This is a genomic window from Neomoorella sulfitireducens, assembly GCF_024733845.1.
GTDB lineage: Bacteria > Bacillota > DSM-521 > Neomoorellales > Neomoorellaceae > Neomoorella > Neomoorella sulfitireducens.
This window is the reverse complement of sequence record NZ_JANRHG010000008.1, coordinates 18718-31781: the sequence shown is the minus strand read 5'-3', so window position 1 is coordinate 31781 and position 13064 is coordinate 18718. Positions and strand designations below refer to the sequence as shown.

The window sequence follows — 13064 nt, the reverse complement described above, 5'->3', positions numbered from 1 at the left end:
CTTCTGTGCGTCCTTCAGAATACAAGAAAGAAAGGAGATTTCCTCTGTGATGAACCTCCAGGAACAACTCCAAGCAGCAAATCGGGCGCGCAGATTTTTTGAACGGCAGCCTTATCAATCTTTTGAATGGGAAATCGAAAAACAAATACTTCGCGAAGAACGCGTCATCAAAACCTCGACGGGCAATACGCGCGTCCTCATCTACGTCCCCCTGGACAGCATCGTGCCCCCTTACCCCGTCTATGTGCATTTTCACGGCGGCGGTTTCGTTTTAGGAAAAGCTGAAATGGACGACTTTTACTGCAGGATAGTGGCCGGCGGCGCGGCTTGTCTTGTGGTAAACGTGGACTATCATCTGGCGCCGGAACACAAGTTTCCTGCCCAGCTGGAAGAAGGTTATGATGTAATAGATTGGCTTTATAAAAACCCCGGCGCGCTGAACATCCGACGCGAGCATATTGCTATTGGCGGGTTTAGCGCAGGCGGAAACATGGCTGCCGCTATCTGCCTTTTGGCCAAAGAACGAAAGGATTTCTCATTAATTCATCAGATATTAGGCTATCCCCTGCTCGATTTATGTACGGATCCTTTTGAGAAAAAAACTGTTCAAGGAAAGCCTGTAATCACGCCAGAAATGGCAACCTTTTTTAGTGCCTGTTACTTAAAAAGCCGGGAAGATGCCTGCCTTGCCCTGGCTTCGCCGGTTCTGGCCCGGGACCTGACAGGGCTGCCGCCAGCCTGCGTGATCACGGCTGAATACGATGTGCTGGCTGTCGAAGGTGAACAGTATGCGCTAAAACTCAGGCAGGCCGGGGTGCCGGTCGTATATAAAAACTACAAGGGTTGCGACCACATTTTCACTGCCTATGGCCCTGAAGAAGCTGCCAAAGATGCCTTCGATTTGATATGTGCCGAATTGAGGAATGCTTTCGCGGGTAAAAAACGGTCAAAGTGATTGCTAGTTATCTTCAACGCAACCCGCAAACTTCTCCAGTTGTCCATCTGCGACCATCAAATCTTAAGTTATGGCTCACTGAGTGGAGTTACGTCTCGCTTAAGTGAGCCATTCTTCTTTTCTTATATAGGTTCCGGGACAAAGATTGTTAATCAAATATATTGCAGGATTTATGTTTTTTCATGGCGAATAATACCTCTCAAGTAAAATTTAACTATAACACCTTATCTCATAAAGGCCCGTAAGGGGGAATAGCAGTGGCCAGACGGCGCCAGCAGCCTGCGCAGGAAGATATAGTGACGAGAACTGAAACCTATCGGCACCCTGAGGCCGAGAGCCCATTGCGCCCTGATGTGGGCACCCAGGCGCAGTTCAGGAAGAAAAAGCCACCTGTTACCTATCGTTATGATTTTTCGCTCTCCCCGGCCCTTGATTGGGATGGACAAAACCCGGCACGGGAGCTGGGCGAGTGGTTGCTGGCGATGATCGAAGAAGCTAGCCGGCTGGACCCGCCTCATATTTTCCCTCATCCCAGGGATTTTAACGGTGGCCAATACAAGGTGTATGGCCTTCAGGATGCCGTACAACTTCTGAAAAGGATAAGTAAACCTTTTCTCAACTGGACCGGTAAAGCCGAGGGCCTGTCCTTCGAAGTACCTACGCTACCGTTGTTCGTTCACGAGCGTTTGTCAACCCGGGCCATTATCGAGACCCTGCAGGGGCACCGGAAAAAGGGTGCCCAGCAGATGACTCTTTTCGATCTCTTCGGCGATCCCCAGCGGCCGGTGATAGACCAGATTCTGAAAGCGTACGAATACAAGGATAAGTGGGTTAACCGTATGATCCTGGGCGATTCTCTGGTAGTAATGAATTCACTCTTACACTACGAGGGCCTGGGCGGGCAGGTCCAGATGATTTACATGGACCCGCCCTACGGGGTTAAGTTCGGATCTAATTTTCAACCCTTTGTGCGCAAGCGCGACGTTAAACACAATGATGATGAAGACATGACCAGGGAGCCGGAGATGGTCAAGGCTTACCGCGATACCTGGGAGCTGGGTCTGCACTCCTACCTGACCTACCTGCGGGATCGGTTATTACTCTGCCGGGAACTACTAACTCCATCAGGAAGTATTTTCGTGCAGATAGGTGACGAAAATATACATCATGTTAGAGAATTATTAGAGGAGTTGTTTGGTGAAGAAAACTTCGTAGCATTGATCACATTCCGTAAGAAGGGGATGCCACTAGGTTCTAAATATTTGGAGGGAACTGTTGACTACTTGATCTGGTTTGCAAAGGATAAAGAACTACTCAAATTCCACCCGCTATTTCAATTTAAATCTGTGGAAGGCGATCCGCATTGGGATCATGTTGAATTGCCTGATGGAACTAGGCGAAAGATGACCCCTGAAGAAATTAACAACCATGACTTACTTCCGAAGGGATCATGTGTTTATCAATTACATCAACTTTACCCAGCTGGTGTAAATGAAAATGGTTTATTTGAGTTTGAATATGATGGGAAAGTTTACTATCCACCTCCAGGAAGAAGCTGGAAAACAAGTTTTGATGGAATGAAACGTCTCGCTGATATGCGCCGTTTAGAGCCTTATGCAGATGGTAATACATTACGATATGTACTTAAACTGTCAGATTATCCAGTGAGTCCAATTAATAACTTATGGGCTGACCTCGGGTCAGCAACTAATACAATCTATGTTGTTCAAACTAATGTAGAGGTAGTTAAGCGTTGTATCTTAATGACCACCGACCCCGGCGACCTTGTCCTGGACCCCACATGTGGCAGTGGAACAACCGCCTATGTGGCCGAGCAATGGGGCCGGCGGTGGATAACCATTGACGTGAGCCGCGTGCCCCTAGCCCTGGCCCGGCAGCGGCTACTGACGACGACCTTTCCTTATTATCAGCTCAAGGACGAATCCCGGGGCCCTGCCGGCGGTTTTGTGTACGTTCGCAAGCAGAATCGCAAAGGAGAAGAAATAGGTGGCATTGTACCGCATATTACCCTGGAGAGCATAGCCAATAACGAGCCTCCGAAGGAAGAGATCCTGGTGGACAGACCCGAAGTCGTCCCCAAAGTTGTGCGCGTCACAGGACCTTTTTGCGTAGAGGCCACTATACCCACCCCGGTCGATTGGGAAGATGTCGAGACAGATCAGATTGTGGCTGAGACTCCTGAAGGATACGGTTCGTTCATGGGGAGGATGCTGGAAATCCTTCGCAAGTCGCCGGTATTGCATTTGGGAGGCGGGAAAACGGTCACTCTGAAAAACGTCCGCCCGCCGGCCAAGACTCTGGCACTATCGGCCGAAGCGGTAGTAGTAAATGGTGAAGAAAAGCCGGTGGCCATAGTCTTCGGGCCGGAGAACGGCGCCGTGAGTGAAAGATTAGTTTATGAAGCTGCCCGGGAAGCCTATGCCAAAGGCTACGGCCATCTCTATGTCATCGGGTTCGCCATTCAACCTAACGCCCGCGTGCTTGTAGAAAACTGCGAAGCCACAGCAGGCATTCCGGCAACTTACGTCCAGGCCACTCCGGACCTGCTGATGGGCGACCTGCTTAAAAATATGCGCAGCAGCCAGATTTTCAGCGTCTGCGGCCTGCCGGAGGTTAAAGTTAAGAAGGTAAAGGATAAGTCGGCAAAGCAACCGGCCAGGTATCAGGTCGAGCTGCTTGGGCTGGACGTGTTTGATCCGGTAACAATGCAGCCAGACCACCGTAAAGGCAATGACGTCCCCGCATGGTTCTTGGATTGCGACTATAATGGTCTTTGTTTTCATGTAGATCAAGCCTTCTTCCCCCGCACCAGCGCCTGGAGCAACATTAAGCGAGCCCTTAAGGGTATTTACGAGGATAGCGTGTGGGATCATCTGGCCGGCACCATCAGCGCGCCGTTCGAAGCGGGCGAACACGGCCAGGTAGCGGTGAAAGTAATAGATGACCGAGGTAATGAACTTATGGTTGTCAAGCGCCTCGAGGAGGCCGAGCAATGAGCAGCTACGAAGTTCCCGAACCAATTCTTAATTCCCCCTATGAGGAGCCGCAAGCGTACTGGTGCCTGGAGGAAGGAAAGGAGCCGGAGCTCCGGACCGGACGACGACCGGCAGGTTACTTTTATCGCGACCCAAAAGCGCCTTTAATTGCTGACGAGCAGGAGGTCCGGGGCCAGTGGAGAGAATTAAAGCGTGTTAACCTGATCCGGCAGCGGCTCAAGGACTGGCGCGAGAAGGGCTGGCCCGGGGTCACAAGGACTACCCTTGAGCTGCTGAACTACTGGCGGCGAGAGGGTCGCCAGCAAAGGTTATTCTACGCCCAGCTGGAGGCTGCGGAGACAATCATTTTCCTAACTGAAGCCCGGCCGGACTACCTCCAGGGGATTGAGATTCCCCTGGACGAACCAAGCGAGGAGCGCAAAGCCGAGGGATACCGGGCTTTCCGGCGTTATGCCTGTAAGATGGCCACAGGTACGGGGAAGACCACGGTGATGGCTATGCTGGCTGCCTGGAGCATTTTAAACAAGATCAACGACCGTAAAGATGCCCGGTTTTCCGACGTGGTGCTGGTAGTCTGCCCCAACGTCACCATCCGCAACCGCCTGCAGGAGCTGGATCCCAGGCGCGGGGAGGCCAGCCTTTACCGCACACGTGACCTGGTACCCCGGCATATGATGTCCGACCTGACCCAGGGGAGGGTCCTGGTGACTAACTGGCACGTTTTCGAGCCGCAGGCAGTGCAGAACGGCGGGAATAGCGCCAGAGTGGTTAAGGCTGGCGTGCCGGTAAAAACTATAGAGACAATCAATATTGCAGATAAAACCACCACCGCGCGCGGCAAGCGCTACCTGACTTTTGAGGATTTTAACCGCCAGGTGGCGGCAGGCCTTCTTACCGTAATAAGCGAAGAACGGGATGAACAGGGTAATTTAAAACGTGTCAAGGTAGAAGCCAATAAGTACCTAAAAAGCGATACCGCCTGGATTTACGACGTATTAGGCCGGGAGGTAGGCAGCAAGCAAAACATTCTTGTTTTTAATGACGAAGCCCATCATGCCTACCGCATCCGGCGACCTGAACCGGAGGAAGGCGAAGGAGACATCTTCGGCGAAGAAGAGGAAAGCGAGGAGTTTTTTAAAGAAGCTACCGTCTGGATAGACGGGCTGGACCGCATTCACAAACTTCGCGGCATTAATTTTTGCGTCGATTTTTCCGCCACGCCTTATTTCCTCGGCCGGATGGGTGAGGAAAGCAACCGCATTTTCCCCTGGGTGGTGAGTGACTTCGGTCTCACAGACGCCATCGAGTCCGGGCTGGTGAAAATCCCGCAGCTTGCGGTACGCGATACCACGGGCGCCGAGATCCCGGGTTACTTTAACATCTGGCGCTGGATATTGCCCAGGCTAACACCGGCAGAACGCGGCGGACGCAAGGCTAATCCCAAACCAGAGGCCATCTTGAAGTGGGCAAGCACTCCCATTGCCATGCTGGCCGGGTTGTGGGAAGAACTGCGCCGTGAATGGGAAGAGGTCCGTGACGACCCGCGGCCGCCGGTTTTTATCATCGTGTGCAAGAATACCAAACTGGCTAAGGTGGTCTATGAATGGCTGGCTGAAGATAAGCCGCCGGCAGGTATTCCACCGGCCAATATTGAGGGATTCCGCAACAGCGCCGACCACTTGAATACCATAAGAGTAGATTCTAAAGTAGTTCACGAAACAGATACAGGGCAGGCCAAAAGTGATGAGGCAAGGTGGATGCGCTTTACCTTGGACACGGTAGGCAAAACCGAGTGGCCGAAGGATTCTCAAGGTCGCCCTATCTACCCCGAAGGCTTCGAGGAGTTGGCCAAAAAACTTAAGCGTCCCCTGCACCCCCCTGGCAGGGATGTACGCTGCATTGTCAGCGTAGGCATGCTTACTGAAGGCTGGGACTGTAATACAGTAACTCACATCGTAGGCTTACGCCCCTTTATGTCTCAGCTTTTATGCGAACAGGTAGTAGGACGCAGCCTGCGCCGCTCAAATTATGAACCCCGTGAGGACGGGAAACTTACCGAGGAAGTCGCCAAGATTTTCGGCGTGCCCTTCGAGGTGATACCGTTTAAGGCCAATCAGGGAACCCCCCGGCCCAGTGAAAAACGGCACCATATTTACGCCGTACCGGCAAAATCCCAATATGAGATTATTTTCCCCAGGGTAGAAGGCTACCAGCAGGCCATCCGTAACCGTATCACTGTGGACTGGCAGGCGGTGGCCGAACTTACCCTGGACCCCACCAAAATCCCCCCTGAAGTTGAAATGAAAGCAGGGCTGGCCAACAACCGGGGCAGGTACAGCCTGATAGGCCCGGGAAAGATTGAGAATGTGAATCTTAACCCCTACCGTTCCGGCCGTCGGTTCCAGGAATTGGTTTTTGATTTAGCCTTGGACCTTACCAGAACTTATGTCTCCCAGCAGAATTGCGAGGCTCCGGCGCATATATTATTCCCCCAGTTGTTCCGGATCGTTAAACGTTATCTACGGGAAAAAGTACACCCCGTTTTCCCGGCCAACATCCTGGACGTATTTCTTTCTCCCTATTACGGCTGGGTCATTGAGCGGCTGGTGGAGGCTATAAGACCTGACACATCACAGGGAGAAACTCCGGAGGTCCCGCGTTATGAGACCAATCGAGGTCCCGGCTCCACAGCCGAGGTTGACTTCTGGACGAGCCGTGACGTCCGCGAAGTTGTGCATAGTCACGTAAACTATGTAGTTGCGGATACGAAAAAATGGGAGCAATCGGCTGTCTACTTCATTGATACCCATGAAATGGTTGACGCCTTTGTGAAAAACGCCGGGCTGGGCTTTGCCATCCCTTACCTGCACAACGGCCAGGTACACGACTACGTGCCCGACTTTATCATTCGCCTGAAAAATAATGCCGGTCACCTGATTCTAGAGACTAAGGGTTATGACGAGCTAACCGAGGTTAAAGCCCAGGCCGCCAGGCGGTGGGTAGCCGCGGTCAATACCGACGGGAGCTATGGCAGATGGCATTATGCCATTGCCAGGAAACCTGCGGAAATTGCTGAGATAATCAGGAAGGTGGCTATATCGTTGGGTGATTGATTAGTTAGCAAGCATTGGTAAATTTATAGAATTATTGCCAGCATGAGCCGTAAGGGGTACGGTTATGACAATGCCTGTAAGTAATTATTCTTTGGGACACTGAAAAGGGAACTTATAGCAGCCGTTTCAAGACAAGGGAGGAAGCCCTGCTGGTTATTTTAAATAAATTAAGGTCTTTTGCAGCCGAATACTCCTGCACTTAGCACTTGGATATATGTTCCCGGTTGAATATGAGCAAGCTTCTATAAATACTATGAAAGCAGGAAGGAGGCCCCATATTTTTCTATGTCTATTTTATCGGAGTAACCTCATTTTTTTCACTTAACATGTTTTCTTGGGTTAATCTGGTTCGGTACAGGACTGGATTTTTGAGAGGGTGACGGACGTGAGCGTAGTTATTCTTCATTTATCTGACCTGCACTTCGGGGCTGAAAAGGGCAATGTTTCAGGCCTGGATGTGCGAGATATCGTTCTTAGGAGTTTGATCGACTGCATCATGACGCTGCCTCAAGAATGGCATCCCGAAATCGTCTGCATTTCTGGAGATATCGGGTATGCAGGCAAGGAAAGTGACTACGCGGCAGCCGCCGAATGGCTTAACCAGTTGATCAATGCAACGAGTCTTTCTCCTAATGATATAATTCTATGTCCAGGAAACCACGACGCAGATTTGGATATTCGAGGGATTGGTTATCCACCAGATGCCAACGAAGCTGATGAATGGCTATCTTTTCCAGTACCTGACCACTTTCAAAACCGGTTCGCTGCGCTATCTAGGTTTTGCAAGGACTTTGGGATACCCCCAGTTAAGATTAAAGGCGAAGATAATTACCTTTATGGTTCACGGACCCACAAGGGCATCAGATTTATCGTGCTGAACTCGGCGTGGTTCACCCAAGGCAAAAGCGAGGGCGAAAGGGGAAACCTCTGGATAGGCAGGCCTCACATTATTAGTCTTGAGGCAGAGGGGATCATCAAAGAAACAAATGCAGGAGAAGATGTCCCGTGTATTGCCTTGATCCACCATCCTCGGGAGTGGCTTCATGCTAGTGAACACACACCCTACGCTACAAGCAACCGTCCTAGCACTATGGACTACCTGAGCCAGCGCTGTCACATTATCCTGACTGGACATACGCATGGAGGAATCCGGCCTCCAGACAGAATAGCGGGAGCTGCGTGGTACGTCACGTCTGGGGCGGCATTTGAGAATGCCGGCCATTTCAACAACTTTGCCCTTCTGAAGGTCGAGTCGCATAGCTTTACCCTCCACCAGTTCGAATTTGATCGGAGAGCCATTAGTAAACCGTGGAGTCCTAAGGGCGAAGCCAAGTTCTTCCCGTTTTACGAGTCAGAGTCGCCGGGCGGCCCCGAAGCGCCTCGTTATATGACCCATGGAATCACTGTGGAAGATTTGAAGGAACGCGCTGCGAGATTCGCCGAACGTGAGATAGAGAAAAAGTCCCGGGCGATCCAGAGAGAAGGTGAGCTGCCGGAACCCATTAAACGTTCGGTGACTCCGTATGTCCGCCACGAGCGGTACTACCGGGACGAAATGGGCCGGATCCCACCCAAGTACAGAGAAGTGAAAGATAGTCTGCATAATGCAATCGCGCGCAGTTCAAGGACACTGCTCTTTGCTGAGCTTGGCGCCGGGAAGAGTACGCTAGCGGCGCAGCTGGTCGTTTACCTTGTTCGCCAGCAAGGAGTGCTAAGCTTTTTCATTCCTGGCGGAAAGCTGAAGGGCTATCTATTTGACACTGTTGCCGATGCCCTCGACTCCCTTTCGTCGTTTATCAAAGGCCAAATTGTCCCTGAACGGGGCGACTTTCACCTCCTTGACTTACTACGCCAGAGAACAGAGCTGACCCTTGTGCTTGACGGCTTAGACGAACTGAGCCCTTCAACAGCCCGAAAGCTACTGGAGCGGATGTCTGACCTCGTTAACTATTGGGTAAACGTTCGCATAGTAGCCACGGGAAGACCCTTAGAACTCATTGGGTTCAACTACAATGAGTGGCAGCTGCTGGAGTTACCGAGCCTTGACGAAGATGAAATGTTTAGATTGTTGCAGAACATTGCACTATCAAACGGATGTTCGACAGAGGACGCCAGACAAAAAGCACATACTCAACTGTCGATTATAAGAAGAAGGAGCGAACTCGCTGCGGTTGTCTCCACTCCTTTGTTTCTTCGCCTGCTTTGCCCGCGTTTGGTAGAAGATGTAACCTTAAAGGAGTACACCCTGGGTGATCTCCTGTTTGATTTGCTGGAGGAACGGCTAATAACCTGGAGTCACCGGGAAGGACGCGAACCATTAGAGCCAGAACTGGAACAGGCATATCCAACTGCACTGGACAGGCTCGCCCTGCTCGGGCGGGCAGCCAAGGAAATATCACTCGCCCAGCATGGAGTGGTCAGGCGCGAGGCTCTCGAACTGGCAATTCAAGAGGACTTAAAAGCCCGAGGACAACCCCAGCACCTCGCCGTCCAGGGCGTTTCTTTTCTGGTCCGCCAGGTTTTGATAGAAGAGGATGGAACAATCAGCTTTCCGGTTCAACCTTTGTTTGAGTGCGCGTTAGCAGCCTATCATTTCTACCGTCTTGTTTCTGGCAATCTAGGGGAGCCAGATCTAAATATTCCATGGCGGGTTGTATCGTTTATGGCTACCCTGGCGCGCCGAACCAACAGGGTTAAACCTTGCCGGGAATGGTTTGCTGGCTATCTATCCCGACTTCTGAATGAAAGCCGGAATATCCCTGCGGCAGCGTATATCGTTGCCGAAGCTGGTGACCGGGACCTTGCATCCCATGTGTTAAAGCAATTCTCAAGTTTAGAATTTCGGCCCCTTCGTGTTTTCAGGGATGATCGTAGTTATTCGGCCCAGTGCCTGGCACGGACTATCCAGCTGGCTGGGGATGAGGGCATGCTTTGGTTTTGGGAACAATACCTGGACCCGGCCAAACCTGTTTCGGATTACATCTACGAATTGGGTGGCGAAATTCTGAGCTATTGGGTAGCGATGCATCCTGATGATATCTCCACTCCAATTAGGGAACGACTGCTAACGATCCTTCCGGCCCACATGGCCGTAGGCTATTATGCCAGCAAGCGGATCTTGGCGTCCATTGCGCTTATGTTACCTCAAGCATTTCCGGTGAAGCAACGAGTTGAACTGTTCATTGAGTTGCTCTGGAGAGGCCCGTTGCAGGATAGAGCCAGGTCTGCGATATTTAGGGAAGTGGAGTCCGGCCATATAAAAGAAGTGTTGGACGCCTTGGGAAAGGCTGCTCGCGCTGGGTATGAATCTAGCGGACCGGCCGCGGAAATATGGCTAACGCTGAAACCTGTTGCCTTACCCCCGCTGGATATCTTACGTGCGGCTATCAAGGGCGGCTATGGAAAAAGAGCCAATAGCACTGTTGCTGCAGCCTGGTCAACTTGGGCGGGTAGGGTCTCCCGCGAACGCGTTCGGGCTCTCCTTAAAGCCTGGTTGTCATCCGAAGATAGTGAATTGGCCTGTGTTGCAGCATGCGTCCTCTACGAAATGGGGGAAGATGGCTGGCGCGAGCTGGCTCCGGCTCTTCTTCGGGGACTTCATGACGGTGGCAAAGTTGAACAAGGCGAAGTTGTTCTTAGAAAGCTAATAGTGAGCGGTGGAGAGCAAGCCCTCAAATGGCTGGTCGATCAATTTGACCCTGAAGCTACTAGATTTGATCTCCGCCACTCCAGTGAGTGGAGAATTCTGATCGGTTGTCTCCTCAGTATGGAGGAACCAAGACCAGAATGGCTTTGTCGTGCCGTCGCCGGTATGAACGACTATATCCTGTCGCGTTACCCTGAAATACGGCAAGGCCTTGGCGACCTGCTAAATGGTAGGCACGGTGCGGTTTATACTGCCGCGCTGCGAGATCAATTATATTCTGTTGATCCAAACGTCAGGAAACGTACAGCTTGCGTGCTGGCCACAGTTTTTCCTGACAGCGAGGCAAAGGCACTTGAAATTGCGATTCATGGAACTTATGAGACTGGCGTTTTAAACTGGCAGGCATACGCTCAACGTCTTCGATTTGGCCCCTCTGTCTTATCTTACCTTCGCGCCCGCTATAATGAATGGAGCGAAAGAGCACGGGTTTTTTCTCTACTCCTTCTTTACCGTAACGGGATCGACCTGAGCGAATCCGAGTGGGCACAGCTAGTAGATGGGTTCCTGAAGGGTCATCGTTTTGTTGATTTCAATTTACCCAGGGATGTTAGCCCAGCGCACCGCCCTGTTCTCGCTGATACTCGGGCATACCCTCATTTGGTCCGGGCATTACTTGGGACTGAAAGGAAAATAGCTAAGGCAGCAGCTGCTGAACTTCTGACGTACCACTCCCAAAGGCTGACACTTGAAGAGCGAGCCAGAGCTTACCTGCTGATTTCAATTTCTTCTATGAATCTGAGTATGTTACTTAAAGAACGAGAACTAGCTGCCAAAGACGATGAATATCTTCGGACGATCACGAAAGTGAGCGCCGAGTATGGTGGTAAAGGTGAGGAGGAACCGGCTCTTTTCCTCTTAATCCGGACGCTAGAGGATCCCAGCGCGTGGAAGAAAGTTATATGGTCTAGCTTTTTTGCAAGGGATGTATTATCTCCCTTTGAGATTGAGCAAATTGGCGAGCTGTTGTATGAGTTGGCGATAGATGATCCTGCCTGTAAACTTGGAATTTGTAATGCCGCTGTAGAATTCCTTGATGACCCGCGAATAATGAATCCTCGCTCGGTGCACGCACGCCAAATGCTCGGATTGCTCGGACACTGTTTTGGTGCAGTCAGCGATGACCGACTTCGCCAACTGTTGCTCTCCTCCAGTAGCTCGATTGAAGGGGCAATCACGGTTTGCATGGTCGCCCGCCTTGGTGGTGCGGTGCCTGAGTATACGAATGCAGTTGAGCGACAAGGGAATGAAGCAGAGGTTAACTTGTCAAGCGAGTCTCTTACATTGTCCGACTTGGAGAACAGGATTGATAATGCCCTACTGCCATCAGAGGAATTACACCCCGATTTCTTCAACCTCCTTGAGCTTCGGTTACTAGCTGATGATCTACAGCCAGAACGCTTGACGCACTACTACAGGGCTGGACATTGGGGCGGTTGGTTCAGTGTTTTGGCCGAATATTATAGCTATGGGACAATAAATCTCTTTCGGTTGGCGTCTTTAACCCATTGGTGGCGGCCAGCAGTAGATAATCGTCTTGAGCCGCTCTACCGCAGGATGATTACTGTGCAAAGGAAACTATACCAGCACATACGCAACAATGCCGAAGCACGTGAAAAGTTCATCTCGGAGTTGCGGACTCTTGGGACTTTAGAGTACGGCGACGAATCAATCCGGGTTATGTTGTTGCTTGCCAATAAGGCAGAACTCTCCGATATGGAGATAGACTCGATGTTCGACCAAGTGGCGACTGCCGAGTTTGGGTTCGAATGGCCGGAATTCCTCGAGCGCTTCGTTAATTGGATAGTTGAAGATGCTGAGAACCACTTGGAAATCGTTCGCCGGGCTGTCCAGCGCGGGCTATACACGTTAGCAAACCACAAACCTTTGCATGAGGAAGACGGCTTAGCACGCGTTTTATTACCTTCCATAGCCTGGATGATCGGGGAGTCAGTAGATGATTTAAGCGTTGGAGTGTTCTTTTATGGGCTTCATAAAATCTTGCACTTTGGATATGGGGCTAGGAGGCATCAACTTGACGACGTTTACTACCTTATTGAGCCAATATGGAATCGTATACCAATAGAAGTATTCCGAACTACAATATTCAAAGGCCTTCAGTCAGAGCAACCCGAGGTTCGCATGTTATGCCACTTGTTGGCCGCTTTAGCAAGACAAAATACTACAGCCTAAGAAGTAACTCTGAATGATATTTTGGACTTAATCCGAATCACTTTGCGGTCTGGCTGTTGGAAGAGAATGCCAGGTGGGCGCTG

At 51.1% G+C, this 13064-nt stretch carries 4 protein-coding genes and 1 pseudogene; all 5 read left to right on the top strand.

The genetic code is table 11. The annotated features are described in order from the left end of the window. The first annotated feature begins 49 nt into the window (after window positions 1-49). The 5 genes and pseudogenes from NWF31_RS09330 (at window position 50) to NWF31_RS09315 (ending at window position 12981) form a co-directional block, all read left to right on the top strand. A complete protein-coding gene (locus tag NWF31_RS09330; RefSeq protein ID WP_258360231.1) occupies window positions 50-955 on the top strand; it encodes an alpha/beta hydrolase in 906 nt (301 codons plus the stop codon). 341 nt (window positions 956-1296) lie between these two features. Beyond that, window positions 1297-3972, top strand: coding sequence for a site-specific DNA-methyltransferase (locus tag NWF31_RS09325; protein WP_258360230.1), 2676 nt, complete (start codon window positions 1297-1299; stop codon window positions 3970-3972). Further along, window positions 3969-7085 (top strand): BPTD_3080 family restriction endonuclease, encoded by a 3117-nt coding sequence (locus NWF31_RS09320; RefSeq protein ID WP_258360229.1) that lies wholly within the window; start codon window positions 3969-3971, stop codon window positions 7083-7085. Before NWF31_RS09325 ends, NWF31_RS09320 begins: the two co-directional genes overlap by 4 nt. A gap of 24 nt (window positions 7086-7109) precedes the next feature. After that, a pseudogene (locus NWF31_RS15000) lies at window positions 7110-7326 on the top strand (IS3 family transposase); the annotation flags it as partial. 144 nt (window positions 7327-7470) lie between these two features. Continuing rightward, the gene (locus tag NWF31_RS09315; protein WP_258360228.1) at window positions 7471-12981 is read left to right on the top strand and encodes a metallophosphoesterase; all 5511 of its coding nucleotides are present in this window, start codon (window positions 7471-7473) and stop codon (window positions 12979-12981) included. Window positions 12982-13064 lie beyond the last annotated feature (83 nt).

Coding starts and splice junctions, on each gene's coding strand:
- NWF31_RS09320 (WP_258360229.1), top strand. CDS start 3,969: ATGAGCAGCTACGAAGTTCCCGAACCAATTCTTAATTCCCCCTATGAG.
- NWF31_RS09330 (WP_258360231.1), top strand. CDS start 50: ATGAACCTCCAGGAACAACTCCAAGCAGCAAATCGGGCGCGCAGATTT.